Source organism: Streptomyces sp. NPDC026673 (assembly GCF_040638135.1).
In the GTDB taxonomy this organism is placed as follows: Bacteria; Actinomycetota; Actinomycetes; order Streptomycetales; family Streptomycetaceae; genus Actinacidiphila.
Genome location: NZ_JBEZXR010000015.1, coordinates 16,425 through 42,866 on the forward strand (window position 1 = coordinate 16,425; position 26,442 = coordinate 42,866).

Below are 26,442 nucleotides of genomic sequence, written 5' to 3' on the forward strand. Positions count from 1 at the left end.
AGCCGCGATGCACGACGACCGTCTGCTGGTCGAAGGCCGTCTGACCAGGGCCATGAACCAGTTCGTCAGGCCCGCCCTGTACGCCGACCGGGTGCCGCTGGGCATGTCGGTGTGGCACGTCCGGGATGTGCCCGTCCCGCCCGGGGGCGGACTCGGCGGTCCGGTGCCGGTGGCGGAGGCGCTGAAGGCCTCGGCCACCGGCCGTTTCGAGCCCTTCTCGGTGGGAACGCCGTGGGGACCGCCCTGGTCCACCAGCTGGTTCCGGCTGGAGGGCACGGTCCCCGCTGCGTGGGCGGGCCGCCGGGTCGAGGCCGTGATCGACCCGGGGTTCGGAGGCGACGGCCCGGGGTTCGTGGTGGAGGGACTGGTCCACGACGCCGAGGGCGTGCCGGTCAAGGGGCTCCACCCGCTCAACCGCCATGTCCCGGTGGCCGCTCCCGCCGCCGGCGGCGAGCGGGTGAGCCTGCTGCTGGAGGCCGCCGCCAATCCCGCCGTGCTGCGCGACTGGCGGCCCACCCCGCTGGGCGACGTGCTGACCGCGGGAACCGATCCGCTCTACCGCTTCGACACCGCCGACCTGGCCGTCCTGGACGAGGACGTCTGGCATCTCGTCCTGGACGTCGAGGTCCTCGAAGGCCTCATGCACGAGCTGGACTTCCACGATCCGCGCCGCCACGAGATCCTGCGCTCGCTGGAAGACGCCCTCGACGCGCTCGACCTGCACGACGTGCACGGCACCGCCGCCGCGGCCCGCCGCGAACTGGCCGGGGCGCTGTCCCGGCCCGCGCACGCCAGCGCGCACCGCGTCTCGGCGACCGGTCACGCGCACATCGACTCGGCCTGGCTGTGGCCGCTGCGGGAGACCGTGCGCAAGGCCTCCCGTACCTTCGCCAACGTCACCGCGCTCGCCCGCGACTACCCCGAGCTGGTCTTCTCCTGTTCCCAGGCGCAGCAGTACGCCTGGGTCAAGGAGCGCCAGCCGGTGGTGTGGCAGCGCATCCTGGAGGCGGTCAGGAAGGGCAACTGGGCGCCGGTCGGCTCCATGTGGGTCGAGTCCGACGCCAACATGCCCGGTGGGGAGGCGCTGGCCCGGCAGCTCGTCCACGGCAAGCGCTTCTTCCTGGACGAACTGGGCGTGGAGACCGAGGAGATCTGGCTGCCGGACACCTTCGGCTACACCGCCGCCTTCCCGCAGCTCGCACGGCTGGCGGGGGTGCGCTGGTTCCTCACCCAGAAGCTGTCCTGGAACCAGTCGAACAAGATGCCGCACCACACGTTCTGGTGGGAGGGCATCGACGGCACGCGGGTCTTCACCCACTTCCCGCCCGTCGACACCTACAACTCGCAGCTCGCGGGCCGCGAACTGGCGCATGCCGTGCGCAACTTCGCGGAGAAGGGGCGTGCCACCCGCTCCCTGGTGCCGTTCGGCTGGGGCGACGGCGGCGGCGGTCCGACCCGGGAGATGATGGAGAAGGCGCGTCGGCTGCGCTCCCTGGAGGGCGCGCCGCGCGTCGAGATCGAGAAGCCCGCCGCCTTCTTCACGGCGGCCGAGGCCGAATACGGCGACCGGGCACCGGTGTGGTCCGGCGAGCTCTACCTGGAGCTGCACCGCGCGACCTACACCACGCAGGCCAAGACCAAACAGGGCAACCGGCGCAGTGAACACCTGCTGCGCGAAGCCGAGTTGTGGTGCACGACGGCCGCGCTGGCCGCCCCGTCCGCGTACGCCTACCCGTACGGGGAGCTGGACCGGATCTGGAAGACGGTGCTCCTGCACCAGTTCCACGACATCCTGCCGGGCAGTTCCATCGCCTGGGTGCACCGCGAGGCCCGTGACACCTACGCCGCGGTGCGGGAGGAACTGGAGGCCCTCGTGGACGCGGCGGTGCGGGCACTCGGCGGTTCGCCGGACGGCCCCCCGGTGCTCCTCAACGCCTCGCCCTACGCGCGCCGGGAGGTGGTGGAGCTGGGCGCCCCGGCGGCGGCCGCCCTGCCGCCGGGCGGCGGGGCGCAGCCCCTGGCGGACGGCCGGGCGGCGGTGGCGGTCGACATTCCGGCGCTGGGTTCGGCGGCCGCCGGGGCGTCGGCGGCCGGTGCCGCCGCGGACCCGGTGCGGGCCGCACGGGAGGACGGCCGGATCGTGCTCGACAACGGCCTGCTGCGGGTGGCCGTCGACGCGGACGGGCTGCTGGCCTCCGTGTACGACCTCGCCGCCCGCCGCGAGGTCCTGGCACCGGGGGCCCGCGGCAATCTGCTGCAACTGCACCCCGACCACCCCACCAAGTGGGACGCCTGGGACATCGACCGCCACTACCGGCGCAGGCACACCGACCTGACGGCGGCGGAGTCCGTCGAGCTCGCCGAGGAGGGCCCCCTGCGGGCCGCGGTCCGGGTGGCACGTGCCTTCGGCGGCAGCCGCGTCGTCCAGGAGCTGCGGCTGACGGCGGGCAGCCGGCGGCTGGACGTGCTCACGGAGGTCGACTGGCACGAGTCGGAGAAGGTGCTGAAGGCGGCCTTCCCGCTCGACGTGCTCGCCGACCGCTCCACCGCCGAGATCCAGTTCGGGCACGTGCACCGCCCCACCCACGCCAACACCGGCTGGGACGCGGCCCGGTTCGAGATCTGCGCCCACCGCTGGCTGCACGTCGCGGAACCCGGCTACGGGATCGCCCTGCTCAACGACTCCACCTACGGCCACGACGCGGGCCGCTCCGGCACCGACACCACCGTCCGGCTCACCCTGCTGCGCGCCCCGCACAGCCCCGATCCGCAGACCGACCAGGGCACACACCGCTTCCGCTACGCCCTGCTCCCCGGCGCGGACATCGGCGACGCGGTCGCGGAGGGGCTCGCGCTCAACCTGCCGTTGCGGCACACCGCTTCGCTTCCACCGGTCGAGCCGCTGCTGCGGATCGGCCACCCCGGCATCACGGTGGAGTCGGTCAAGCTCGCCGACGACCGCTCCGGCGATGTCGTGGTGCGTCTGTACGAGTCGCGGGGCGGCCGCGCCTCGGGGGCGCTCACCGCGGGTTTCCCGCTCGCGCGCGCCCGGGTCGCCGATCTGCTGGAGCGGCCCCTGGAGGACGCCCCGCGCGACGGTGACGCGGTGGCCGTCGCGCTGCGACCGTTCCAGATCCTGACGCTGCGGCTCACCCCGCGGGCGCGTCAGGCGTCCCAGACGGCGACCGCCGTACGGTCGTCGGCGTAGCCCTTGACGCGGGTCTGGGTGTCGCCGAGGAAGGCCGGAAGGCCCGGGGGCTCGGCGGCACCCCACCGCTGCGCCAGGCGTGCGACGAGGTCGGGCTCGCCGCGCAGCGGGCCGGCCAGCCCGCCGCTGCACAGCAGCAGGGTGTCCCCGGAGCGGGCCACCGAGGCGCGGAAGCGGAAGCGGATGGCCGGGCTGTCCTCGGCCTCGGCGTGCTCGTCGGGACGCCAGGGGTCGAGGTCCTGCCACTCCCCGCCGCGGATGCGGAACAGACCGCCGTCGCCGACGCCGAAGAAGAGGCGGATGCGGCAGTCCGGGTCGACGGGCAGCAGCAGGCAGCGGAGCGTGGCACTGTACTCGGCCGGGTCCAGGCCCAGATCCTCGCCACGGGCGCGCAGCCGTCCGTAGCAGCGGTCGGTGAGCCGGTGCAGCCCCGACTTCAGGGAGGCGCGGCGGGAGGTGCGGATGTCCTCGGAAAGCCTGGGCTGGCTGCGTCCCACCGCCGACGCCATCCAGGCGCAGGCGTCCCGGGCGGCGCGGTGGGCGGTGTCGGAGGTGCGCGGGCCGGTGGCGACGGCGATCAGCAGCAGCGCGTCGTCGCCGGTGCCGAAGCGGGCGGTCAGGACGGCGTCCCGGCGCGGCTCTCCCCGGTAGCGGGCGGAGTCGCCGCGCACCGAGGCCGTACGGACCGTCAGCAGGCCGTAGTGCGCACCGTCGAGCACCGTGTCCGGGACGAGGTCGTCGAGGTCGCCCGGGTCGGCGGGCGGCCAGGCGGTCGGCTCCGGGTCGTAGGTGGGCGGGCCGTCCCCGACGTACGGCACTTCGGCGAGGGTGGGCTCGGGCCGGGGGGAGGGAACAGGCGCAGCGAGCGGGGCGGAGGGGCCCGGCGAGGCGGCGGGCACCCCGGGCTCCGCGGACGGGTCGGCGGGGGCCCAGCCCGGGGGCAGTCCGGGCGGCTCGGCCGCCGGTTCGAAGGCCACCCGGGGGTGGGGCGGGCCCTGGTACTGCCACGGACGCGGCGCGGTGGCCGGGGGCGGGGCCGCGCGGCGCAGCCGCAGGGTGTCGGGCGGTCCGGCGTCCTCACCCAGGGCGCCGTCTTCGCCGTCGGCGCCGGTTCCGCCGTACGACCTGTCGTACGGCACGTCGTACGGCACGTCACCCGGTCCGGCGTCCCCGGACCGGGGCGCGGTCTCCTCCGCCGGCGCCTCGTCCCGCGGGGCGGCCTGCGGCGGCAGCGGGTGCCCGGTGCCGGGCTCGCCGCCGAGCGCGCTGACCGCCGAGCTGTAGCGGTCGTCGAGCGTGTCGCCGGGCTCCCGGCCCCCGGGGTCCGGCTGCCCGTACAACTGCCGCCACCACTCGTCCTCTTGGCGGCGGTCCGTCTCCCCCTGCTGGCTCATGCCCCTATTGTCCACCGGGAGGCCCGCGGCGAAACAGAGTTCGGGTACGCGAATGGCCCGACGGGCGGCCGGCCCCCTCCTCGGGCCGCACGTCGGACGATCCAGTAGGGACACCTTGCCAGGACAGGGGTTCGAACAGGGATGATGGCGTGCGGCGGGATTGCGCCATGGCTCATTTCCGCCACGTCCGCGTGTTGTGTTCTTCGGATCCGGGGAAGGGGCGCCCGTGCTCGGTGCCATAGGGCTGGATGATGCCCAGGAGGCGGCGTACCGCGCCCTGGTGGGGCTGGGAGCCGCCGAGGTCGTCGACCTCTCGCACCGGCTCGGCCTGCCCGAGGACGAGGCGGCCAGGATATTGCGGCTGCTCGAGCGGCAGGGGCTGGTCGCGCAGTCCTCCGCCCGGCCCGGCCGCTGGGTGGCCGCCCCGCCCACCGTCGCGCTCGGCGCGCTGCTCAACCAGCAGCGGCATCAACTGGAGATGGCCGAGCTGACGGCCGCCGCACTGGCCCAGGAGTACCGCGGGGAGGCGGCCGAGCCCTCGGCGCACGACCTGGTCGAGGTGGTGACCGGCGCGAGCGCGGTGGCGCACCGCTTCCACCAGCTCCAGTTGGGGGCGGAGAAGGAGGTGTGCGCGCTCGTGACGGGCACCCCGATGGTCGTGTCGGGCATGGAGAACACCGCCGAGGAACGCGCCGTCGAACGGGGTGTGGCCTTCCGCGTGGTCGTCGAGCGGGAGGTCATCAGCGGGCCCAACGGCATCGCGGAACTCACGGCGGCGCTCGGCCGCGGCGAGCAGGTGCGGGTGGTGGAACGGGTCCCCACCAAGCTGGTGCTGGCCGACCGTTCGCTCGCGATGGTGCCCATGGCCCGCGACGCCTCGGGCCCCGCCGCGCTGGTCGTCCACGGCAGCGGCCTGCTGGACTCGCTGACGGCCCTGTTCGAGAGCGTCTGGCGGGAGGCCCTGCCGATCCGCCTGGACACCGGGGGCACCCCGCGGGAGGAGGCACCCGACGCGCCCGACGCCGTCGATCTGCAGATCCTCTCGCTGCTGCTGGCCGGACTGACTGACGCCAGCGCCGCCAAGCAACTGGAGCTGGGGCTGCGGACGGTGCAGCGCCGGGTCAAGCGCCTGATGGAGCTCGCGGAGGTGACGACCCGGCTGCAGCTGGGCTGGCACGCGTACGAGCGCGGCTGGGTGGACCGCTCCCCCGGCTGAGGCCCGGGGGCCCGTGGCGGAATGGAACGGAACGGAACGGACCGCCGCGAAGCCGGGAAACCCGGGGGCGCGGCAGGCCCCGTTCCGGCAGGCTGGGCTCATGGGGACCGGACAGCTGTGCCTGATCGGCGCCGTCATGCTGTCCGGGCTGCTGGGCGTGCTCGTACCGGGCGCGCCGGGCCCGCTCATGTGCTGGGCCGCGGTCCTGTGGTGGGCGACCCATCTGCACACCCCGCTGTCCTGGGGCGTCCTGGCCGCGGCCACCGGTGTGCTGTTGCTCAACCAGGCCGTGCAACTGCTGCTGCCGCCCCGTTCGGTGCGGGACGCCGGGGTCTCGCGGCGCGCCTTCCTCGTCGCCGGGCTGTGGGCCGTGGCCGGCTTCTTCCTGCTGCCGGTCGTCGGCGCGCCGGCCGGCTTCGCCCTCTCCCTGTACGGCGGTGAGCGCATGCGGCTCGGCAGCCACGGCGCGGCCTGGTCCTCGACGCGTACGGCGATGCGGGCGGCCGGGACGGCCGTGCTCGTGGAGCTCTTCGCGTGCCTGCTGGTCGCCGGGGCGTGGCTCGGGGCCGTCCTCACGTCCTAGCCGCCCGGACCCGGCACCGCGGGGCAGGAGCCCGGGCAGGTGAACGGGACGGGCCGGCCGCGCCGTTCGGCTCGCTTCGTCGCCGTACTCCGGCGAAATGGTCAGAGATCCGTAACACGCGGATCCCCTCTGTCCCCTCCCCCGTCCTCCCTGGTGGCCCGACCGGAACACGAGCACGAGCACGAGGAGCGGAGCGGACATGGGGTGGAGCGGGATACGCGGGACGAACGGCCGTGTGCTGGCGGCGGCGCTGGGCGTGGCGGGGGTGGCGGCCCTGGCGTCGGTGTGGACCGCCCATGCCGGCACCGCCGACGCGCGGCAGGCGGCGGCGGAACGCCCGGTGAAGCCCGCCGCCTCCGCCAAACCCCGGCCCATCCCCGGGCAGACCTCCGTACCCGATGCGGAACTGCCCGCCCCCGTCGTCAACATGGACATCGCGCACGCCTCCGACAAGGGCCCCAGGGGCGTCAACATCACCGTCGACGACGGACCGGACCCGGAATGGACCCCGCGGGTCCTGCAGGTGCTGAAGGACAACGGGGTCAAGGCGACCTTCTGCATGGTCGGCACCCAGGCGCGGGCCCACCCCGAGCTGGTGAAGGCGGTGGTGGCCGCCGGGCACCGGCTGTGCGACCACTCCGTCACGCATGACACGACCATGAACAACAAGTCGCGGGAGTACCAGGCGAAGGAGATCCTGGACGCCGAACGCATGATCACCCGGGCCTCGGGGGGCGTGCGGCCCCTCTACTACCGCGCTCCGGGCGGCGCCTTCACGCCGTACAGCCGCCAGCTGGCGGCCTCCCGCGGCATGCGCCCGCTGGGGTGGAACGTCGACTCCGAGGACTTCAAGCAGCCGGGCAGTGCCGCTCTGGTCTCCACCGTGGAGAAGGAGATCTCCAACGGGCCGACCGTGCTCTTCCACGACGCGGGCGGCGACCGCGGCCAGACCGTCGAGGCGCTGCGGCAGCTCCTGCCGTGGCTGAAGCAGCAGGGCTATGCCTTCGGCTTCCCGGTGCGCTGACCCGGCGCCCGGACCGCCGCCGGACCGCCGCCGGACCGCGGCCGGACCGCCGCCGGACCGCGGCCGGCCGGACAGCACAGAGAGCGCTCTCAGAGCCGTTCGCCGAGCGACGGGGAGAGCGCTCTCTCCCCGGTTCCGGGAAGGACTACGCTGTTCCCGTCCCGAGAGGAGCCCCCCTTGTCCGACCAGATCTCCGCAGCGCGCCCGACCCTCGAAGCCGTCGCCGAACGGGCCGGCGTCTCCCGGGCCACCGTCTCCCGGGTCGTGAACGGCGGGACGGGCGTGCGCGAGGCTCTGGTGGAGAAGGTCCGCAGGGCCGTCGAGGAGCTGGGCTACGTGCCCAACCAGGCGGCGCGGTCGCTGGTCACCCGGCGCACCGGCGCGGTCGCCGTCATCGTCGCGGAGCCGGAGACCCGGGTCTTCGCCGACCCCTTCTTCGCCCAGCAACTGCTGGGCATCAGCCGCGAACTGGCGGTCCACGACTCCCAGCTCGTGCTGCTGCTGGTGGAGGGCACGGCCGACTACGACCGGGTCGGCCGCTACCTGGCCGGCGGCCACGTGGACGGCGCGCTGGTCTTCTCGCTGCACGCCGAGGATCCGCTGCCCGGCATCACCCGCCGGATAGGGCTGCCCACCGTCTTCGGCGGGCGCCCCGGCTGGCCGGGCGCGGACGGGGACCGCAGCGTCCTGTACGTGGACTCGGACAACCGCGGCGGCGCCCGCGAGGCGGTACGGCACCTGGCCTCGCTGGGGCGCGAGCGCATCGCCACCATCACCGGGCCCCTCGACCAGACCGCCTCGGTGGACCGGCTCGACGGGTACCACGACATCCTGATGGACGCCGACCCGCGGCTGATCGCCGAGGGCGACTTCTCCGAGGCGGGCGGGGCGCGCGCCATGGCCGTGCTGCTGGACCGGGCGCCGGGCATCGACGCCGTCTTCGTCGCCTCCGACCTGATGGCCTCCGGCGCGCTGCGGGTGCTGCGCGAACGGGGCCTGAGGGTGCCGGAGGACGTCGCGATCGTCGGCTTCGACGACATGGCCTCGGTGGCCGAGCTGACCGATCCCCCGCTGACGACGATCCGTCAGGAGATCGAGGAGATGGGCCGGTTGATGGTGCGTCTGCTCGTCCGGGGCTTGGAGCGGCGGGCGGAGGAGGACAGCGGCGGCCGTCCGCTGTCCTCGCTCGTCACCCCGACCCGACTGGTCCGGCGCGCCAGCGCCTGACCGGCCGGGGTTCAGAGCGCGCCCTGCTCCTTGACCACCCGTCGGGCCTGGGCGAAGAGCATGCCCACGTTGACCGACCGGCGGCAGACCACGACGGCGACGACGTCCTCGTTGGTGTTGTTGCGCAGGAACAGGTGGGTCAGGTTCTCGCTGTTGACGAGGATCTCCTGGAAGTAGTGCTGGTCGCTGGTGACCCCGCGGCGCTCCTTGAAGACGTCCTCGATCATCACCACCGTACGCCCCTGGAACAGGTCGAGGGTCGCCGCGGCGAGCAGGTCCAGAACCTCCGGGGGATGGCTGTCGACGGTGTCGACGGAGAGCAGCATGCCGGTCGACATGTCGACGATACCGGCGGCGAGGCAGTCGGGGACCTCCTGGCGCAGGCTCTTCACCAGGACCATGACCTGGTCGGACAGATTGCCGTGCGGGCGTTTTCCGGTCGTGCTCACAGCGCTCCTCCTACGGTCGCTTCAGGGTCTTCGGTCGTCATCCGAGAACTCCCTCGGGATCGTGTGCGGGTTCCGGCACGCGCGCGGCCGCCGGCTCGGGATCGGGTTCGAGCAGGATCGCGCCGATGCGCTCGACGGCCGACCGCGCCTCCACGTGGAGTTGGGGGACGTTCACGCCCTCGTCCCCGACGACGACGAGGAGCGCGGTCTCGCCCACCGCGTACACGGCGGTGTAGCCGCCGCTGCTGCAGGTCACGGTCCGGCGGAGCGGGCCGCGCAGGGCGGCCGCGGCGATCCTCCCGGCGAGCCCGAGGCTGGCGGCGGCCAGCGCGGCGAGCCCGTTGGGGTCGATGGCGTCCTCGGTGTCGGCCGCGATCAGCAGGCCGTCGACGGCCGCCACGGCCGTGTCGGTGACTCCGACCACCCGGTCCCGCAATGTGCGCATCTCGGCGACCAGGGCGTCATGATTCATGCACGTGCACCTCCTTGAATTCCCTTCGGTCGATGTTCCTTGGGTCCCCGGGGATTTCGGTCACGGGGAATCGGGACGGCTCCGCCCTCGCGGCCGGAGAAATCCTTTCCAGCCCGATTGCGGGCGGGTGGCGTCGAGTGCCTCGCGGATACCGCTGGCACCCGGTTCACGGCGCGGCAGCCCCTCGCCGGCCGGACCCGGGGCGGATGCCTCCCCCGGCTCGCCCTCCGGCCCTCGCGGCGGTGGGGGCGGGTAGGGGTACGGTTCCGCATCCGGGGCCGGATACGGGTACGGAGCCGGGGCGCCGGCCGCGGGAACGGCGGGCGGGTACGGCGCGACGGACTCCGCCGGCCCGACCGGAACCGCCGTGGGCGGCTCGGGGCCGGGAGCCGCCGCGGGCGGCGGTGCCGGGGGCGGCAACGGGTACGCGGGCGGGGGCGGGACGGTATCGACCATGCCCTCGGCCCGCATCCGGGTGACCTCCACGGTGATCGTGTAGACCCCGCGGCCGATCAGAAAGGCGATGTCCCGGGGGCTGCGCCGGCCGTTGGCGCAGCCGAGGATCTCCCGGCGCACCGGGGCCAGGGGCTCGTCCGCCCAGGCGGGCGGCCCCACGGCGGCGACCCGGTCGCGGTCGGGGGAGACCGGGTGCGGCAGCGCGGCCAGCGCGGCGATCCGGCGGCCGCCCTCGACCAGCAGTTCCTCCGGTTCCACCCCGGCGCCTACGCCGGGCGGCAGCACGGGCCGCGGCGCGCCGGCCGGGGCGGGGTCGAAGGCGCAGTCGTCCATCCGCCCCGCCAGCACGGCGAAGACCGCGTCCTGAACGGCCATCATGTGCAGCACCTGGAACTCGGCCGTGCCGAGCCTGCCGCAGCCGGCGATCGCCGCCCCCGGCCACAGCGCGGTGCCGGCCGCGTCATGGGCCGCGTTCCACTCCTCGGCGTCGATGCGTCCGGAACGCACCAGCAGCGTGCCCACACCGGGGGCCCCGGGGCTCTCCACGGCCACGACCGAGCCGCCGAGCAGATGGAACGCCCCGCCGGGGCTGCCCTGCACCCGCAGCACCCCGGTGGCCCGTTCGTCGCGGCACCTGGACAGCGCGCGGCCGAGCAGACCGTGAGCGGCATTCCGGGCGGGCACGGAACCGGATGGTGCCGAGGTCATCGCTCCCCTTGCTGCGGTTGTTCGGGCCTACGGGCATGCGGGTTCACGGGCATACGGACGGGAGTCACGGAAATGCCGTACGCATGCACGAACAATCACGCCGGCGGGTAATTTCTAGCAGCCCTCCGAGACGTTCTTCCGGTCATCACACGACATGGCCGAGGGCGAATACTTGAGTCCTACAGATGTCGATTTCATGTGCCTCCCCGACCGTTTCCGCGACAACGGACGAAGTCATCCGGAGAAGGCGGCGGAGGGTCACGGCGCGGGGGCCGTGCCGTCAGGACATGGACCCGCGGCGTGGCCCGGACGCCCCATCGACCGTTACGCGTTCGACTCTTGACGAATCACCGGATGCGGCGGCAATCTCCTGGGCATCGCTTGAGAGCGCTCTCAAAAGCCGCGTCCGAGGGTCCTCTCACCCGTCCCGAAGCCATGGGAGGCTTCCATGCCCATTGCCCGAGCCGCCAGACGCGCCACCCTCCGACTCGGGGCGGCCGCACTCGCCGGGGCGCTCCTCGCAGCCTGCGGATCCGGCTCGACCGGCACGTCCGCGGAGAAGGACGGCAAGGTCACGATCACCGTCGACCTGTTCGGCACCTTCGGCTACAAGGAAGCCGGTCTGTACGACGACTACGAGAAGCTCCACCCGGGCGTCACCATCAAGCAGACCAGCACCGAGAACGAGGCCGACTACTGGAAGGCCCTGCAGACCCGGCTCGCGGGCGGTGGCGGACTCGCCGACGTCCAGGGCATCGAGGTGGGCCGCATCGCGTCGGTCACCCAGCAGCAGGCCGACAGGTTCGAGGACCTGAACGCCCTGGGCGCCAAGGACCTGAAGGACGACTTCTCCGCCGCCAAGTGGGCCGCCGCCACCACCTCGGACGGCCGGACCCTGGGGCTCGGCACCGACGTCGGGCCCGAGGCGATCTGCTTCCGCACCGACCTGTTCAAGAAGGCCGGCCTCCCCACCGACCGGGCCGAACTGGCGCAGAAGTGGTCCACCTGGGAGGGGTACCTGGAGCTCGGCAGACAGTACAAGACCAAGGCGGGGGCCAAGAGCGCCTGGATGGACAGCGTCGGCAGCCTCTACTCCGTGATCGTCGGCCAGGAGAAGGAGCGCTACTACGACGCCTCGGGCAAACTGATCTACGACGGCAACCCGGCGGTCAAGACGGCGTGGGACCTCTCGGTGAAGGCCGCCCGGGACGGGCTGAGCGCCAAGCTCGCCCAGTGGACGCCCGCCTGGAACCAGGCCTTCAGCAGCGGCTCCTTCGCCACCATCGGCTGCCCCGCCTGGATGCTGGGCTACATCAAGGGCCAGGCCGGGGACGCCGGCGAGGGCAAGTGGGACGTCGCCCCCCTCCCCGGCGGCGCCGCGGGCAACTGGGGCGGGTCCTACCTGGCCGTCCCCAAGGGCTCCGCGCACGCCAAGGAGGCCTTCGCCCTGGTCAAGTGGCTCACGGCCGCCGAGCAGCAGGCCAAGCTCTTCAAGAAGCAGGGCAGTTTCCCCTCCAACGTCGGGGCGATCGAGTCCGTCAAGGACGTCACGGACCCGTACTTCAGCAACGCGCCCATCGGGCAGATCTTCGGCGCCGCGGCCGAGGCCTCGCCGGTCCAGGTCCTCGGCGTGCACGACGGTGACGTGAACCAGCAGATCACCAACGCGCTCGGCGAGGTCGAGCGCAAGGGCACGGACTCCGCGACGGCGTGGAGCCACGCCCGGAAGGGCGTCGAGAACGCCGTCGGCTGACGGTCCCCGCCCCCGCCCGCGTCGGGCGCGGAGGGCCGCTTCCCCCGGACCTCCGCGCCCGACCGCCTCCGACGCCCCGGGGTGACCGCGCGTCACCCCGGCCCGACCCGAAGGCCCCGCCCCCATGACCCTGACCGCCACCGCGCCGGCCCCCTCCGCCCGGCCCTCGGCGCCCCCGCCGCGCCTGCTCGCCCGGCTGTCGCCGTACGCCTACATCGCGCCGTTCTTCGCCCTCTTCGCCGCGTTCGGGCTCTTCCCGCTGCTCTACACCGCGTACGTCTCCCTCTACCGCGTCGAGCTCCAGACCCCCGGCGACATGGAATGGCGGGGCCTGGACAACTACACCGCGCTCCTCGGCGACGGCTTCTTCTGGACCGCGCTGCGCAACACCTTCACCATCGGCGTCCTCTCCACCGTGCCGCAGCTGCTCATGGCGCTCGGCCTCGCCCACCTGCTCAACTACAGACTGCGCGGCCGGACCCTCTTCCGGGTCACGATGCTCCTGCCGTACGCCACGTCCGTGGCCGCCGCGACCCTGGTCTTCGCCCAGCTCTTCGGCCGTGACTTCGGGCTGATCAACTGGCTGCTGGGGCTGGCGGGGATCGGGCCGGTCGACTGGCAGTCCGGCACCGTCGCCTCTCAGATCGCGGTGTCGGCCATCGTGACCTGGCGCTGGACCGGCTACAACGCGCTGATCTACCTCGCGGGCATGCAGACCATCCCCGAGGAGCTGTACGAGGCGGCGGAGCTGGACGGCGCCTCACGATGGAGGCAGTTCCTGCACGTCACGCTGCCCGGACTGCGGCCCACGATCCTGTTCACGATCGTGGTCTCCACGATCGGCGCCACCCAGCTGTTCGGCGAACCGCTGCTGTTCGAGGGCAGCATCTCGGGCGGGATCTCGCACCAGTACCAGACCCTCGGGCTCTACATGTACGAGCAGGGCTGGGGCTACTTCCATCTGGGGCGCGCCGCCGCCATCGCATGGGTGATGTTCGTCCTCATCGTTCTGCTCGTACTGGCCAACACCGCGCTCGCGCGGCGGCGTTCACGGAAGGGGGCACGCCGGTGAGCGCGCTTCTCACACGGCCCGGGTCCGAACGGGAGGCGAGTGCCCCGCGCACCCTGCCGCGACCGCGGCGGTCCCGCGCCGGCCGGCAGCACCACGGTGGCCGCCTGGCCTACGCGATCCTGATCCTCGCGGCCCTGGTCTCCGCCTTCCCCTTCTACTGGACGATCGTCGCCGCGACCCGGTCCAACGCCGAACTGGCCGCGACCCCGCCGTCGCTGATGCCCGGCGGCAACCTCATGCACAACTTCCGGCAGGTGCTGGAACAGGCCGACATCGGCAAGGCGCTGCTCAACTCGCTGATCGTGTCGGGGTCGGTGACGGTCGGGACCGTGCTCTGCTCCACGCTCGCCGGGTTCGCCTTCGCGAAGCTGCGCTTCCGCGGCCGCAACGCGCTGCTCTCGCTGACGGTGGGGACGATGATGATCCCGCCGCAGCTCGGCGTGATCCCGCTGTTCATGCTCATCGCCGAACTGCACTGGGTGAACCAGCTGCAGGCCGTGATCCTCCCGGGGCTCGTCTCGGCGTTCGGGGTCTTCTTCATGCGGCAGTACCTCGCGCAGTCGCTGCCGGACGAGTTGATCGAGGCGGGGCGCGTCGACGGCGCCTCGACGGCGCGGATCTTCCGGAGCATCGTCGTGCCCATCGCCCGGCCGGGGATGGCGGTGCTGGGGATGCTGACGTTCATGGCCTCGTGGAACGACTTCTTCTGGCCGATCATCGCGCTCACGTCGCAGGAGCCCACGGTGCAGGTCGCCTTGCGGCAGCTGGGTGGGGGGTACGTCCACGACCAGTCCGTGATCATGGCGGGCACGCTGCTGGGGACGGTGCCGGTGCTCTTGGTCTTCGGCGTGCTGGGGCGGCAGATCGTGGGCGGGATCATGCAGGGCGCGGTGAAGGGGTAGGGCGGTGCCCTTGTGTGTGGCCGGTGTTCGTGTGCGGCGCCGTTTGTGGTGGCGGTTGCGGTTTCTCCCCCACCCTCCCACCCGATTGCCCGGCGCGGTCGGTGCGGGCCGCGCACCATGTGCCTGGGGTCGGTGCCGCGCCGGCGCACTCCCCCAGCCTCCGGCCGGGGGTACCCCCACCAGCGCTCGCGGTTTACGCCGACATCATGCGGCGCCGGGTTCGCCGCTCGTCTCCCCCAGCCTTCGGCCGGGGGGAGCACCCCGCCACACCCCCTCCGGTCGTATAGGCGCACGACGACCAGTGGGGGGTCAGCAAGGCACCTGCGGCGACCCCGAACCGCTTCCTCACCCCCTGCATCCCCCAGCTACCGGTGGGGGTCGGCTAGGCAACCGGGGCGACCCCGGACCGCCCTTTGACCCCCCTCCGGGGATCAGGCGCGCTACGAGAGGGAGGGGGCGGGGTCGGAGGGGTGGGCGTTCTGGACACTGGGCGTATTTGTGTGCGGCACAGACGGCACCAACATGGACCGCCCGCCACGCACGTAAATATGCGTCCAGAATGCCCAGCCCCGGAGGCCCCGCACCCGGCCCACCCACACACGCGCGAGGCGGCACCTGACCGCGCCGGGCAATCGGGAGGGCGGGCGGGGAAAAACCCACCGCAACCACAAACGGCGCCGCACACAGACACCGCGCACCACCGAACCGCACACGAGGAGACCCCGTGACCACGACCGCCCCCCACCCCACCAACACCCCGCACACGACACCGGCCTTCCCCGAAGGGTTCCGGTGGGGCGCCGCCACCGCCGCCTACCAGATCGAGGGCGCCGCCGACGAGGACGGGCGGACGCCCTCGATCTGGGACACGTTCAGCCGGACGCCCGGCAAGGTGCGCAACGGGGACACCGGGGACATCGCCGCCGACCACTACCACCGCATGCGCGAGGACGTCGCGCTGATGGCGGAGCTGGGCCTGACGGACTACCGCTTCTCCGTGTCGTGGCCGCGCGTGCAGCCGACGGGCCGGGGCCCGGCCGTGCAGAAGGGGCTGGACTTCTACCGCGCCCTGGTCGACGAGCTGCTGGACCACCGCATCCGTCCCGTGCTGACGCTGTACCACTGGGATCTCCCCCAGGAGCTGGAGGACGCCGGCGGCTGGCCCGTGCGGGCCACCGCGGAGCGGTTCGCGGAGTACGCGGGCCTCGTGGCGGACGCGCTCGGAGACCGGGTGCCGTTGTGGACGACGCTGAACGAACCCTGGTGCTCGGCCTTCCTGGGGTACGCCGAGGGGGTGCACGCGCCGGGGCGGACGGAGCCGGAGGCGGCGCTGCGGGCGGCGCACCATCTGAACCTGGGGCACGGGCTCGCCGTCGGCGTGCTGCGCGAGCGGCTGCCGGTGCGGGCGGAGGTGTCGCTGACGCTCAACCTCGCCGCGGTGCGGCCGCACACGGCGAGTGCCGCGGACGCCGACGCCGCGCGCCGGGTCGACGCACTGGCCAACCGGATCTGGCTGGATCCGCTGTTCCACGGCCGCTACCCCGAGGATCTGCGGCGGGACACGGCGGCGCTGACGGACTGGTCCTTCGTCGAGGACGGCGACCTGGCGGCGATCTCCCGTCCGGTCGACCTGCTGGGTCTCAACTACTACGCCCCGACGGTGGTGGCCGCCGGCGCCCATGCCGGGCCGTCCCCGTGGCCGGGGGCGCTGGAGCATGTGCGCTTCGTGCCGGCGCCGGGGCCGCGGACCGCGATGGACTGGCCGGTGGACGCCGAGGGCCTGTACGAGCTGCTGGCCCGGCTGCGGGACGAACTGCCGGACACGCCCGTGCTGATCACCGAGAACGGCGCCGCGTACGACGACTACGCCGACCCTGAGGGCGAGGTCCACGACCCGGAGCGGATCGCCTATCTGCGTTCGCACCTGGACGCGGTGCACCGGGCGATCGCGGACGGCGCCGATGTGCGGGGCTACTTCCTGTGGTCGCTGCTGGACAACTTCGAGTGGGCCTATGGCTACGGCAAGCGGTTCGGCATGGTGCACGTGGACTTCGCGAGCCAGCGCCGCACGCCGAAGGACAGCGCCCGCTGGTACGCCGGGGTCGTCGCCCGGGGCGGCCTGCCACCGAAATGAGCGGCACATGCGGACAACTCGGGCCCGCAGTCTGTGAGTTGGACCGCCCGGCGTGTGAGACGGTTCGGCCACGGGAAGGTCACGGACAGACATCGAAGGTGAAGGTGCGGTAAAACGCGCCGCGAACGGGATGGAGAAGCCATGGTCTACTCGATCGTCCTCGGCGTCGTCATCGTCGCACTCGGCCTCGGCAGCGTCGTCTACACGTTCTGGCACGAGGGCAGTCCGCTGTCCTTGCGCCGCGAGCAGCGCCACGACGGCGCCGGATGACCGCCGGCCCGGCTCCCCGCCGGGGAGCCGGGCCGGAACCGGTCAGTACACCTTGCGGTGCCCGCCGCCGCGCTTGCGTTCGTACATCTCCCGTCCCGCGGCGGAGCGCAGCTTCCACTCGCGGCGCATCTCCGAGCGGAGCCGGGCGTCGGTACGGGAGGCGATCCACGCGTTCTCGCGGAGCAGCTTGCGGTAGCTGTCCAGCCGGCGGTGGGTCAGGGCGCCGTCCTCCAGGGCGGCGAGGACCGCGCAGCCGGGCTCGGAGGTGTGCGAGCAGTCGTGGAAGCGGCACTCGCCGGCCAGCGCCTCGATGTCGGAGAACGTCTGGGTGAGACCGGCGTCGGCGTCCCACAGACCGACCCCGCGCAGCCCCGGGGTGTCGATGATCACCCCGCCGCCGGGCAGCGGCAACAGGTCGCGGGTGGTCGTGGTGTGCCGTCCCTTGCCGTCGCTGTCGCGGATGGTCTGCACCTCCTGGACCTCGCGGCCCAGCAGGGCGTTGGTGAGCGTCGACTTGCCCGCGCCCGACTGCCCGAGCAGCGCGGATGTGCTGCCGGTCAGCGCCTCCGCCACCTCCGGGACGCCCTCGCCGGTGGCGGCGCTGACGACCAGGACCTCCACGCCGGGCGCCGCGCCGCGGGCGTCGTCCAGCAGATGGGCGGGGTCCTCCACCAGGTCGGCCTTGGTGAGGACGACCAGCGGCTGCGCGCCGCTCGTCCAGGCCAGGGAGACAAAGCGTTCGAGCCGCCCGAGGTCGAGTTCGGCGGCGATCGACACGGCGATGACCGCGTGGTCGACGTTGGCCGCCAGGACCTGGCCCTCGGACCGCTTGGACGAGGTGGAGCGGACGAAGGTGGTGCGGCGCGGGAGCAGGGCGCGTACGGCGGGACCCGTGTCCGTGGTCTCGTCGACGGCGGCCCAGTCGCCGGTGCAGGCGATCCCCATGGGGTCGCGGGTGAAGACGTCCTCGGTGTCGGCGCGTACGGTCATCAGGCCGCCGGAGCCGTCGGGGAGGACGACGTCGCACAGCCCGCGGTCGACGCGGACGATGCGGCCGGGTGTGAGTCCCCGCTCCGCGTGGACGGCGAAGTCGGAGTCGAGTGCGGAGTCCCAGCCGTAGGCGGTGAGCGCGGTGGACGGCTGCGGGACGGATCCGTTGTTCAACGGGGAGGGAGCCCTTCGGGAGGGCGGTCGCGCGCGGCTGTGCCGTCGGTTGCTTCGCGACGGGCGGGGTCAGCCGGCGACCGCTGAGGTGGGGTTGATGATCTTCTGAATGCGGGCAGCGCCCAGCTCGACGGCAGTCATCGTTCCAACACCTCCCGGTTTGCTCGCGGTCTGACGGCGACACTTTAGCCGGTGCGCCGGGAGACCCCGCAACTGGTTTTCCGCGGCCGTCTCAGGCCGTCTCGGTGTAGCGCTCCCCCGCGTACGCCCGGATCACCGGGACGACCGCGTCCACGCCGCCGGGCAGCCGGTCGAGACGCACCAGGGCGAAGGCCTTGTGACCGTCGACGATATAGCTGGGGTTGGCCTGCGGACGGGTGCCCGGCAGCGGCCACACCACCAGCCAGGGCCGGGGGTCGGTCTCGGTCGGCGGGCGGCCGACCGAGACGGCCGCGAGGTCCTGCCAGGAGAAGAACGCCTCCTCCTCGGCGACGTCGCGCATGCCGATGCCGGCGGGGCCGACGCGCAGCCGCAGCGGCTTGCGCCAGCGCCCGTACGAGCGGATCGCGAGGGTCCAGCAGCCGATCGCGCCGAGCGGACCGAGGGCGGCGAAGGGCTCGGGGCCGACGATGCGGCCGTGGACGAGTTCCCAGAACGAGTAGGTGAAGACGAGGGCGAGCGCCGCCCAGACCAGGGTCCGGGTGCCGGCCCGCCGGCCGTCGACGAAGTACCGCTCCCCGCCGGGCACGACGAGTTCGGGCCCCGAAACGGTCACGGGGATCGGCGGACGCACGGCTCGCGGCGCGGTCTCGAAGGCGGCGCCGCCGTGTTCGGCGAGGGCGGCCGTCAGCACGGAGACGCTCTGGTCGAGGTCCGCGCAGTCGACGAGCGTGTAGCGCGACGGGGTGTCCCACCTGCGGTCGGGCTTGCGGGGGAACGTGACGCCGGGGGCCGTCCGGAGCGTGAGCCGGGGCTTGGGCGGCGTGGTGGTCTCGCTGTCCTCACCGGTGTTCGGGACGTGCCAGAGGGAGACCGCCTCGATCTGCTCCCAGGCGAGTTCCGCGTCATGGAGCGTGATGCCGAACGCGTCGATCCGCAGCCGGAACGGCAGCCGGGCCTTGCGCAGATCCTTCACCCCGCCGTAGACCGCCGCGATCGCCAGGAACCCCACCAGGGCCGGCCCCGTGCCCTCCCGGGTCAGGATCAGCCAGACCAGGGCGCCCGCCAGGGCGACCAGACCTCCGGTCACCCACCGCCGGCCCCGTCTCACCAGTGTCCGCTCGACTGTGAACTCCACTGCTCACGCCCCCTTTTTGCGCGTCCGCGCCCGGCTCTCATGATGCGCTCGAGGGGGTGCGCGGCTGCGGCCGCGAGCCGGGTGTTGCCCAACCGTGACGCCCGGCCGCGTGACGGCTCCGGCAGGTCGCCGCCGCGTCGCCCGCCGTTCACCGAAGGCCCCTCCGACGCGGCTTTGCCTGTTCTTTACAACCCGGTCCCGCGCCGCCTCGTCTCTTCGCGCGATCAGTTGCCCCACCCGTCCTGCCCCACCCGGGAGCAGGACGGGGTGACGAAGGAGAGCGATACATGCGCAGGAGAGTTCTCACCGCCGCGGCCGTCGCGTGCGCCGCGGTGCTGGCGGGGACGGCGCCCGCGTTCGCCGACGGACCGAGCGCCCAGCCCTCGCAGGCCCCCAGCGCCGCGCCCACCCGGAGCGCGAGCCAGGCGCCGTCCCCGGTGCCGACCTCACGCCAGGTGCGCACCGTGCCGGCGGGTGCGCCCGACACCGGTGTGCAGTCCCCGGCCGACGCGAACGGTCCCGACGGCACGGTGATGGCGGCTGCCGCGGGAGGCCTGCTGCTCCTGGCCGGCGGCACGTTCGTGGTGACGCGACGCAGGCGCAGCACCGCCGGATGACCCCGCGGGCACGGTGGGCCGCGGTCGCGGCGGTCCTGGCGGCACTGCCCTGGGCGGGCGGGTGCGCGAGCGGTTCCGGCGACGGGCCCGTCGCCGCGCCGTCCGTCGTCACCGCTCCGCCCGCGGCGGCCCGGACCCGGCCGTCTCCGCCGGCGCCGCTCGCCCGCTCGGTCCCGGTTCGGCTGCGGATCCCGGCCATCGGGGTCGACACGCCGGTCATGGAGCTGGGGCTGGCCCCGGACGGCACGGTGGAGGTCCCGCCGGTGGCGCGCGACTCGCCCGCCGGCTGGTACCGCCACTCCCCCACGCCGGGCCAGCTCGGCCCGTCGGTGCTCCTGGCCCACGTCACCGTCGGCCGGTACGGCGACGGGGTGTTCCGCGACCTGGCGCGGCTGCGGCCGGGCGACCGGATCGTGGCCGGGCTGCGGAACGGCGCGTCGGCGCGGTTCACCGTGGACCGCGTGCAGACGGTCGCCAAGGCGCACTTCCCGACAGAGCGGGTCTACGGCGACGTGGACCGGCCGGAGCTGCGCCTGATCACCTGCGGCGGCCCTCGCACCGCCGACGGGAGCGGATACCGCGACAACGTCGTGGTGTACGCCTCCCTGACCTCGGCGGGCCGCCCCTAGGGCGCGGCCGGCCGGCCCGGAGCACCCCCCGGGCCGGCCGGCCGGCGGCATGCCTCGGGCATGATGAACGACGGAATGTGGAGAGTGTTGAAACGGTCTTCCCGGGACGAAGCGGCGTCCGAGCTGTTCGCCGCCCTCTACCCCCGCCTCGCCGGCTGGTGCCGGCGGCTGGTCGACGACGACGAGACGGCCCACGAGATCGCCTCGGAGGCCTTCACCCGGTTGTGGGCACGCTGGACGAGCGTGGACGAGCCGCGCGGCTTCCTCTACGTCACGACCGCCAACCTCGTGCGCGACCACTGGCGGAAGCTGGAGCGCGAACGCCGGGCGATGCGGCGCGCCACCGCGGAAGTGCTCGTCGACGGACAGGGCGAGGGACGTGACGGGCAGACCGACCCCTCGGTGCGGATGCTCGTGCAGTCGCTGCCCGAGCGGCTGCGGGTGACCGTCCTGCTCTACTACTACGCCGACATGCCGGTCCGTGAGGTGGCCGCTGTGACGGGCCGGAAGGAAGGAACCGTGAAGGCCGATCTCCACGCGGCCAGGGAACGCTTGCGAGCCGGACTGAGGAGAAGCCTTGATCACACCCATTGAGGGCCCGGACGAAAAGCGCGACCCGGCCCTGGACGCACTGCTGCAGCCCGCCCCGATCCTCCTCGGACCGCCGCCCGGCCGGTTCCGGGAGGTCCGCCGCGCGGCGGCACGGCGCAAGCTGCTGCGGACCGCCGCGGGAGCCGGGGTGTCCCTGGCCGTGGCGGCGATCGTCGCCGTGCCGCTGCAACTGCTGTCGACCCCGGGACAGCCCCCGGCGGTCGGACCGGCGGTGCCCGCGATCTCCGTCCCCCCGGCGGCCCACCCGACCTCGCCCGCGCCGACCGAGTCCCCCACACCGGAACCCACCCGGACGCACCAGCAGAACCCCCGCACCGGCTCCCCGCCCCCCGTCCCCGACCCGCGCCGCTCGGCCTCCTCCGCCCGGCAGTCGCGCTCCCTCCCGGCCACGCCGCTCCGCGGTGTCACGGCGGAGGCGACCCCCAGTCCCCGCGGCTGACCCGGGGGCGCGCAGCGCCCGTGTCCGATTCCTTCAAGACGACCCGGGCGGACGGCACCTACCGTTGCGGCATGACTCTTCGCATCGATGTCGTCGAGATCGTCGTGGCCGACATGGCCGCCTCCCTGGCCTTCTACCGGAGGCTGGGCCTGGACATCCCCGCCGGGGCGGACGCCGAACCGCACGTGGAGGCGGCGCTGCCCGGCGGGCTGCGCCTGGCGTGGGACACCGTGGAGACCGTCCGCTCCTTCGACTCCTCGTGGACGCCGCCGCAGGGCGGGCACCGGATGGCGCTCGCCTTCGCGTGCGACGGACCGGCCGAGGTGGACGCGGCGTTCGCCGAGCTGACCGGGGCCGGGTACGCGGGGCACCTCAAGCCCTTCGACGCTCCCTGGGGCATGCGCTACGCCGCGGTCCTCGACCCGGACGGCAACCCGGTCGACCTCTTCGCGGGACTTTCCTGACCATGTGCCCCCCGGGGCCGGCTGCGGCCTGAGCGGTACGCGCGAGCGGTACGCGCGAGCGGCCGGCTGGCCGGGCGCCGGGAGGTACTGCTAGTGGACGGGCGCGGGTTCGTCTCGCTCCCTTCGGTCGCAAGGCGGCGGGCTGCGGATGGGAGGGTGGAGGCGGGGCCTTCGTGGCAGTGTGCGGGTCCTTGCGTGGTCGGGGTTCAGGCGCCGGAGCGGGGTCGGTTGTTCGTGGGGTGCCGGTCTCGTTGCCGTCCGCGGGTATAGATGGCCGCTTCCACGCCTACCCTTCGTGCGTGGCGCGCCTGCCGTGACCGGCGTCTGCGGGTGATTCCCCTACAGAAAGTGGGCTCGGCAGGTCGATTTCCGAGATCGGGCTCTGTTTCGCCGACATAATCGGTGAAAGCGGGCCCGATCTTCTCCGGCTCAAAGATCGGGCTCTGTTCCGCCGACTATGTCGGCGAAAGCGAGCCCGATGTCCCATGGCCCCCTCGACAGCACCCCGAAGCAGCCGCAGACGCCGGTCACGGCAGGCGCGCCCACCACGAACGGTGGGCGTGGAAGCGGCCATCTATACCCGCGGCCGGGAACGAGACCCCAGCCGCGGGAAAGGCAACCCGCTCCGGCGCCTGAACCCCCGCCGACCACCCACCCGCACCCCGCTGCAAAGGCCCGCCCCCACCCTCCCATCCGCAGCCCGCCGCTTTGCGACCGAAGGGAGCGAGACGGCGAGACAGCCGAACCATCCAGCCCACCACAACCGGCCTGCCCAGCCACCCACCTCTAGCGCAGCAGCTCGCCCAGCGGCACCCCGGCCAGGGCGCGGACGTCGCGGGCGAGATGGGCCTGATCCGCGTAACCCGCGCAGGCGGCCACCTCGGCGAAGGCGTGCCCGCGCCGGGCCAGTCGCAGCGCGTGCTGGAGGCGCAGGATGCGGGCGAGGGTCTTGGGACCGTAGCCGAAGGCGTCCAGGCAGCGGCGGTGGAGCTGGCGTTCGCTGAGCCCGGCGTCCTCGGCGACGGCGTCGACCCGGGCGCCCGCCGCGAGGTTCGCGGCGACCTGCGGGGCCCATGGCGTCGCCGCGCGCGGAAGGCCCCGCCGCAGCACGAGAGCCTCGAGGACGGCACCGGGGTCCGCGGCCGCCGCGACCCGTTCGGTGAGCCGACGCACCTCGGCGCCGGGCCACAGCGCCTCCAGCGGCACCCGCTGGTCGCGCAGTTCGTGGGCGGGCAGCCCGAAAACGGCCGGGCCCACGCCGGGGGCGAAGCGCAGTCCGGCGAAGCGGGTGCCGGGCGGGTCCGCGGAGAGATGGGCGGTGGTGTCGGGCCCGGCCGCGAAGAGCCCGGTGCCCTCACCCCAGATCAGGTCGATGCAGCCGTCGGGCAGCACGCGCGCGGCGCCGGCACCCGCTGTCTTCGTCCACAGCACGGCGCCGGGCACTGTCGACATCCGCTCCCGGTACACCGCTCCAGCATGGCACCGGCCACCGTCACCGGGACGGCTTGCCGCCGCCCTTGCCCGAAGGGCGCCGTCCGCGCAGCCGGGACCGCACGTCGTCCGGGGGCAGGAAGCCCGCCCAGCGCTCGGGGAATTCGGCGGGCGGGTCCTCCGGCCCGACCTCGTCGTCCGGGGCGGACTCGAAGGCGGCGCGGCGGGCGGCGGCCTCGGCGACGAGGTCGGCGGCGGCGCGTTCCCTGGCGCGGGCGTTCTCCTCCCGGGCGGCCGCGGTCTCGATCGACGGCCAGACCCGGTCGATGGCGGCGTTGACGGCGGCGCCGACGAGTACCGCGAAGGCGGACACGAAGATCCACAGCAGCACCGCGACGGGCGCGGCCAGCGATCCGTAGATGGTCGGACCCTCGACGGTCTGGGTGAGGTAGATGCGCAGCACGAAGCTCCCCAGCACCCACATCAGCAGGGCGACGGCCGCCCCCGGCATGTCCTCGTACCAGGGCGACCGCACCGGTACGGAGACGTGGTACAGCGTGGTGAGGAACGCGATCGACAGCACCAGGACGACCGGCCAGTACAGCAGCCGGATCACGGCCTCGCTCCACGGCAGGAACGACACCACCGCGTCCGGGCCGACGACCATCAGCGGCATCACGACGGCGCCGATGACGAGGGCCACGATGTAGAGGAGCAGGGCCAGCAGCCGCGTCTTGACGATGCCGCGCCTGCCCTCCAGCCCGTACATGATCGTGATCGTGTCGACGAAGACGTTGAGGGCGCGCGACCCGGACCACAGGGCGATGACGAAGCCGATGGAGATCACATCGGGCCGGCCGCCGCCGAAGACGTCGTCGACGAGCGGCCGCATCAGCTGGTCGACGCCCTTGTCGGACAGGACGGTCGCGGCGGCCGTGAGGATGTTGCGGCGGATGTTGTCGATCGTGTCGGTGCCGATGATCTCGTCGACGTAGCCGATGGCACCGACGAGGCTGAGCAGCAGCGGCGGCAGCGAGAGCAGGACGAAGAAGGCGGCTTCGGCGGCGAGTCCGGTGACGCGGTACTCCATGCAGGAGTCGACCGTGTCCTTGAGCAGCAGCCAGCCCACCTTGCGCTTGGACACGTTCCGGTAGAGGGCCCGCGCCCGGTGGAGACGGCCTCGCCTGGGCCGCTCGGGTGTTTCGTCTGCTGCCTGCACGCGCCTACCGTAACTGTCATGAGTCCCCCCACACACACCGTGACCAACCAGGCTCCGCCCCTGGTCGGGTATGACGTGTACGCCGCCGACGCCGCCCTGGTGGAGGGGGTGGCGCGGCATGTGGCGCCCGATCTCCGGGAGGAGGTCGACCGGGAGCTCGGCGGCATCGGCCGGGCCGCCGGTTCCGCGCAGGCGCGGGGCTGGGCGGAGGCCGCGAACGCCCATCCCCCGGTGCTGCGCACGCACGACCGGTACGGGCACCGGATCGACGAGGTGGAGTTCCACCCGTCCTGGCACCGGCTGCTCGGGCGGGCGGTCTCGTCCGGGCTGACCGACGCCTGGTCGCGTCCCGGCGGGCACCTGCGCCGTGCGGCGGGCTTCCTGGTGTGGTCGCAGGCCGAGGCGGGGCACGGCTGCCCGGTGTCGATGACGCACGCGGCGGTGCCGGCGCTGCGGACCGACCCGGTGCTGGCGGCGGAGTGGGAGCCGCGGCTGGGCTCGCGCGTCTACGATCCCGGGCTGCTGCCGCCGGGCGGAAAGCCCGGGGCGCTGTTCGGCATGGGGATGACCGAGAAGCAGGGCGGCTCGGACATCCGGGCCAACACCACGCGCGCGGAGCCGCTGGCGGAGGAGGGCGCCTATCTGCTCACCGGGCACAAGTGGTTCTGCTCGGCGCCGATGTCCGACGCCTTCCTCGTGCTGGCCCAGGCTCCCGGCGGGCTGACCTGCTTCCTGCTGCCGCGGGTGCTGCCGGACGGCTCACGCAACGTGTTCCTGATCCAGCGACTCAAGGACAAACTGGGCAATCGCTCCAACGCCTCGGCCGAGGTGGAGTTCGACGGGACGTGGGCGCGCCGGGTCGGCGAGGAGGGGCGCGGGGTGGCGACGATCATCGAGATGGTGGCGGCCACCCGGCTGGACTGCGCGACCGGTTCCGCGGCGCTGATGCGGCAGGCGGTGGCGCAGGCGGTGCACCACGCCGGGCACCGCAGCGCGTTCGGCGGGCTGCTGATCGACAAGCCGCTGATGCGCAACGTCCTGGCGGACCTGGCGCTGGAGTCGGAGGCGGCCACCACGACGGTGCTGCGACTGGCGGCGGCGTACGACGCGGGCAGCGAGCAGGAGCGGCACTTCCTGCGGCTGGCGGTGCCGGTGTCCAAGTACTGGATCACCAAGCGCTGCGCGCCGCTGGTGGCCGAGGCTCTGGAGTGCCTGGGCGGCAACGGCTACGTGGAGGAGTCGGGTCTGCCGCGGCTGTTCCGGGAGTCGCCGCTGAACTCGGTGTGGGAGGGCTCGGGCAATGTGCAGGCGCTGGACGTGCTGCGGGTGCTGCAGCGGGAGCCGATGGCGCTGAACGCCTTCCTGGGCGAGATCGGCCTGGCGCGCGGCGTGGACCATCGACTGGACGGCGCGATCAAGTCGCTGCTGACGGAACTGGCCGATCTGGAGGGCATCGAGGCGCGGGCCCGCCGGGTGGTGGAGCGCATGGCGCTGGTGCTGCAGGGCTCGCTGCTGGTGCGGTTCGCGCCCGTGGAGGTCTCCGACGCCTTCTGCGCCTCGCGGCTCGGCGGTGACTGGGGGGCGACCTTCGGGACGCTGCCGCGCGGCCTGGACGTGGCGGCGATCGTGGAGCGGGCGCGACCGGTGGTGTGAGGGCGGGGGCGGCGGCGGTCCTCCCGGGGTCCCCACGGAAGGACCGGGA

24 protein-coding genes are annotated in these 26,442 nt (G+C 73.5%); 16 read left to right on the forward strand and 8 right to left on the reverse strand.

Going from position 1 to position 26,442, the window contains the following annotated elements; genetic code table 11:
- Window positions 1-7: 7 nt before the first annotated feature.
- On the forward strand, window positions 8-3,208 hold the full coding sequence (locus AB0F62_RS13585; protein WP_361796731.1) for a glycoside hydrolase family 38 C-terminal domain-containing protein: 3,201 nt from the start codon (window positions 8-10) through the stop codon (window positions 3,206-3,208).
- Here AB0F62_RS13585 and AB0F62_RS13590 read toward each other — a convergent pair.
- Window positions 3,166-4,602, reverse strand: coding sequence for a protein phosphatase 2C domain-containing protein (locus AB0F62_RS13590; protein WP_361796734.1), 1,437 nt, complete (start codon window positions 4,600-4,602; stop codon window positions 3,166-3,168). The two genes, AB0F62_RS13585 and AB0F62_RS13590, sit on opposite strands and share 43 nt — an antisense overlap.
- Before the next feature lie 226 nt (window positions 4,603-4,828).
- Between AB0F62_RS13590 and AB0F62_RS13595 the strand changes: the two genes are divergently transcribed.
- From AB0F62_RS13595 to AB0F62_RS13610, 4 genes are all read left to right on the forward strand, one after another.
- Window positions 4,829-5,818, forward strand: coding sequence for a helix-turn-helix domain-containing protein (locus AB0F62_RS13595; protein WP_361796737.1), 990 nt, complete (start codon window positions 4,829-4,831; stop codon window positions 5,816-5,818).
- A 100-nt stretch (window positions 5,819-5,918) separates the two neighbouring features.
- A complete protein-coding gene (locus AB0F62_RS13600; RefSeq protein ID WP_361796739.1) occupies window positions 5,919-6,401 on the forward strand; it encodes a DUF456 domain-containing protein in 483 nt (160 codons plus the stop codon).
- Between the two features lie 199 nt (window positions 6,402-6,600).
- Window positions 6,601-7,425 carry a polysaccharide deacetylase family protein gene (locus AB0F62_RS13605; protein WP_361796742.1) on the forward strand — a complete coding sequence of 275 codons (825 nt, stop codon included), beginning with the start codon at window positions 6,601-6,603 and terminating at the stop codon, window positions 7,423-7,425.
- Between the two features lie 177 nt (window positions 7,426-7,602).
- Window positions 7,603-8,652 (forward strand): LacI family DNA-binding transcriptional regulator, encoded by a 1,050-nt coding sequence (locus AB0F62_RS13610; RefSeq protein WP_361796745.1) that lies wholly within the window; start codon window positions 7,603-7,605, stop codon window positions 8,650-8,652.
- Window positions 8,653-8,663: 11 nt separating this feature from the next.
- Here AB0F62_RS13610 and AB0F62_RS13615 read toward each other — a convergent pair whose 3' ends face one another.
- The 3 genes from AB0F62_RS13615 to AB0F62_RS13625 all read right to left on the reverse strand — a co-directional run bounded on the left by AB0F62_RS13615 (window position 8,664) and on the right by AB0F62_RS13625 (window position 10,713).
- On the reverse strand, window positions 8,664-9,053 hold the full coding sequence (locus AB0F62_RS13615; protein WP_361797012.1) for a hypothetical protein: 390 nt from the start codon (window positions 9,051-9,053) through the stop codon (window positions 8,664-8,666).
- An 85-nt stretch (window positions 9,054-9,138) separates the two neighbouring features.
- Entirely contained in the window at window positions 9,139-9,573 is a 435-nt protein-coding gene (locus tag AB0F62_RS13620; RefSeq protein ID WP_361796748.1) for a roadblock/LC7 domain-containing protein, read from the reverse strand.
- A 60-nt stretch (window positions 9,574-9,633) separates the two neighbouring features.
- Window positions 9,634-10,713, reverse strand: coding sequence for a MarR family transcriptional regulator (locus tag AB0F62_RS13625; RefSeq protein WP_361796751.1), 1,080 nt, complete (start codon window positions 10,711-10,713; stop codon window positions 9,634-9,636).
- Window positions 10,714-11,185: 472 nt separating this feature from the next.
- Between AB0F62_RS13625 and AB0F62_RS13630 the strand changes: the two genes are divergently transcribed.
- The 5 genes from AB0F62_RS13630 to AB0F62_RS13650 all read left to right on the forward strand — a co-directional run bounded on the left by AB0F62_RS13630 (window position 11,186) and on the right by AB0F62_RS13650 (window position 16,868).
- Window positions 11,186-12,490: an extracellular solute-binding protein gene (locus tag AB0F62_RS13630; protein WP_361796754.1), complete on the forward strand. Its 1,305-nt coding sequence runs from the start codon at window positions 11,186-11,188 to the stop codon at window positions 12,488-12,490.
- 124 nt (window positions 12,491-12,614) lie between these two features.
- Window positions 12,615-13,562, forward strand: a complete 948-nt coding sequence (locus AB0F62_RS13635) for a sugar ABC transporter permease (RefSeq protein ID WP_361796757.1) — start codon at window positions 12,615-12,617, stop codon at window positions 13,560-13,562.
- Between the two features lie 53 nt (window positions 13,563-13,615).
- A complete protein-coding gene (locus tag AB0F62_RS13640) occupies window positions 13,616-14,464 on the forward strand; it encodes a carbohydrate ABC transporter permease (protein ID WP_361797014.1) in 849 nt (282 codons plus the stop codon).
- A gap of 724 nt (window positions 14,465-15,188) precedes the next feature.
- Complete coding sequence (locus tag AB0F62_RS13645) at window positions 15,189-16,598, forward strand: GH1 family beta-glucosidase (protein ID WP_361796760.1); 1,410 nt, start codon at window positions 15,189-15,191, stop codon at window positions 16,596-16,598.
- Between the two features lie 141 nt (window positions 16,599-16,739).
- Entirely contained in the window at window positions 16,740-16,868 is a 129-nt protein-coding gene (locus AB0F62_RS13650) for a hypothetical protein (RefSeq protein ID WP_361796763.1), read from the forward strand.
- Window positions 16,869-16,910: 42 nt separating this feature from the next.
- On the opposite strand, the gene rsgA is transcribed toward AB0F62_RS13650, so the two are convergent.
- Together rsgA and AB0F62_RS13660 are read right to left on the reverse strand one after the other, a co-directional pair.
- A complete protein-coding gene (gene rsgA, locus AB0F62_RS13655; protein ID WP_361796766.1) occupies window positions 16,911-18,032 on the reverse strand; it encodes a ribosome small subunit-dependent GTPase A in 1,122 nt (373 codons plus the stop codon).
- Between the two features lie 232 nt (window positions 18,033-18,264).
- The gene (locus AB0F62_RS13660) at window positions 18,265-19,329 is read right to left on the reverse strand and encodes a hypothetical protein (protein ID WP_361796769.1); all 1,065 of its coding nucleotides are present in this window, start codon (window positions 19,327-19,329) and stop codon (window positions 18,265-18,267) included.
- Between the two features lie 287 nt (window positions 19,330-19,616).
- Here AB0F62_RS13660 and AB0F62_RS13665 point away from each other — a divergent pair, with 287 nt between their 5' ends.
- From AB0F62_RS13665 to AB0F62_RS13685, 5 genes are all read left to right on the forward strand, one after another.
- On the forward strand, window positions 19,617-19,946 hold the full coding sequence (locus AB0F62_RS13665) for an LPXTG cell wall anchor domain-containing protein (protein ID WP_361796772.1): 330 nt from the start codon (window positions 19,617-19,619) through the stop codon (window positions 19,944-19,946).
- Entirely contained in the window at window positions 19,943-20,575 is a 633-nt protein-coding gene (locus tag AB0F62_RS13670; RefSeq protein WP_361796774.1) for a class F sortase, read from the forward strand. Before AB0F62_RS13665 ends, AB0F62_RS13670 begins: the two co-directional genes overlap by 4 nt.
- 87 nt (window positions 20,576-20,662) lie before the next feature.
- Entirely contained in the window at window positions 20,663-21,169 is a 507-nt protein-coding gene (locus AB0F62_RS13675; RefSeq protein WP_361796777.1) for an RNA polymerase sigma factor, read from the forward strand.
- Window positions 21,153-21,626 (forward strand): hypothetical protein, encoded by a 474-nt coding sequence (locus AB0F62_RS13680; RefSeq protein ID WP_361796780.1) that lies wholly within the window; start codon window positions 21,153-21,155, stop codon window positions 21,624-21,626. The genes AB0F62_RS13675 and AB0F62_RS13680 overlap by 17 nt, the downstream gene beginning before the upstream one ends.
- 71 nt (window positions 21,627-21,697) lie before the next feature.
- A complete protein-coding gene (locus AB0F62_RS13685; RefSeq protein WP_361796783.1) occupies window positions 21,698-22,090 on the forward strand; it encodes a VOC family protein in 393 nt (130 codons plus the stop codon).
- A 786-nt stretch (window positions 22,091-22,876) separates the two neighbouring features.
- Here AB0F62_RS13685 and AB0F62_RS13690 read toward each other — a convergent pair.
- Window positions 22,877-23,542, reverse strand: coding sequence for a helix-turn-helix transcriptional regulator (locus AB0F62_RS13690; RefSeq protein WP_361796786.1), 666 nt, complete (start codon window positions 23,540-23,542; stop codon window positions 22,877-22,879).
- Between the two features lie 40 nt (window positions 23,543-23,582).
- Entirely contained in the window at window positions 23,583-24,740 is a 1,158-nt protein-coding gene (locus AB0F62_RS13695; RefSeq protein WP_361796789.1) for a YihY/virulence factor BrkB family protein, read from the reverse strand.
- Window positions 24,741-24,758: 18 nt separating this feature from the next.
- On the opposite strand from AB0F62_RS13695, the gene AB0F62_RS13700 reads away from it, so the two are divergent.
- Window positions 24,759-26,393 carry an acyl-CoA dehydrogenase family protein gene (locus tag AB0F62_RS13700; protein WP_361796792.1) on the forward strand — a complete coding sequence of 545 codons (1,635 nt, stop codon included), beginning with the start codon at window positions 24,759-24,761 and terminating at the stop codon, window positions 26,391-26,393.
- Window positions 26,394-26,442 lie beyond the last annotated feature (49 nt).

Excerpts from the sequence above, each read along its gene's own strand:
- AB0F62_RS13650 (WP_361796763.1), top strand. The coding sequence starts at position 16,740 with ATGGTCTACTCGATCGTCCTCGGCGTCGTCATCGTCGCACTCGGCCTC.
- AB0F62_RS13590 (WP_361796734.1), bottom strand. The coding sequence starts at position 4,602 with ATGAGCCAGCAGGGGGAGACGGACCGCCGCCAAGAGGACGAGTGGTGG.
- AB0F62_RS13685 (WP_361796783.1), top strand. The coding sequence starts at position 21,698 with ATGACTCTTCGCATCGATGTCGTCGAGATCGTCGTGGCCGACATGGCC.
- AB0F62_RS13700 (WP_361796792.1), top strand. The coding sequence starts at position 24,759 with ATGAGTCCCCCCACACACACCGTGACCAACCAGGCTCCGCCCCTGGTC.
- AB0F62_RS13670 (WP_361796774.1), top strand. The coding sequence starts at position 19,943 with ATGACCCCGCGGGCACGGTGGGCCGCGGTCGCGGCGGTCCTGGCGGCA.
- AB0F62_RS13635 (WP_361796757.1), top strand. The coding sequence starts at position 12,615 with ATGACCCTGACCGCCACCGCGCCGGCCCCCTCCGCCCGGCCCTCGGCG.
- AB0F62_RS13665 (WP_361796772.1), top strand. The coding sequence starts at position 19,617 with ATGCGCAGGAGAGTTCTCACCGCCGCGGCCGTCGCGTGCGCCGCGGTG.
- AB0F62_RS13620 (WP_361796748.1), bottom strand. The coding sequence starts at position 9,573 with ATGAATCATGACGCCCTGGTCGCCGAGATGCGCACATTGCGGGACCGG.
- AB0F62_RS13585 (WP_361796731.1), top strand. The coding sequence starts at position 8 with ATGCACGACGACCGTCTGCTGGTCGAAGGCCGTCTGACCAGGGCCATG.
- AB0F62_RS13630 (WP_361796754.1), top strand. The coding sequence starts at position 11,186 with ATGCCCATTGCCCGAGCCGCCAGACGCGCCACCCTCCGACTCGGGGCG.
- AB0F62_RS13615 (WP_361797012.1), bottom strand. The coding sequence starts at position 9,053 with ATGGTCCTGGTGAAGAGCCTGCGCCAGGAGGTCCCCGACTGCCTCGCC.
- AB0F62_RS13605 (WP_361796742.1), top strand. The coding sequence starts at position 6,601 with ATGGGGTGGAGCGGGATACGCGGGACGAACGGCCGTGTGCTGGCGGCG.
- AB0F62_RS13690 (WP_361796786.1), bottom strand. The coding sequence starts at position 23,542 with ATGTCGACAGTGCCCGGCGCCGTGCTGTGGACGAAGACAGCGGGTGCC.
- AB0F62_RS13600 (WP_361796739.1), top strand. The coding sequence starts at position 5,919 with ATGGGGACCGGACAGCTGTGCCTGATCGGCGCCGTCATGCTGTCCGGG.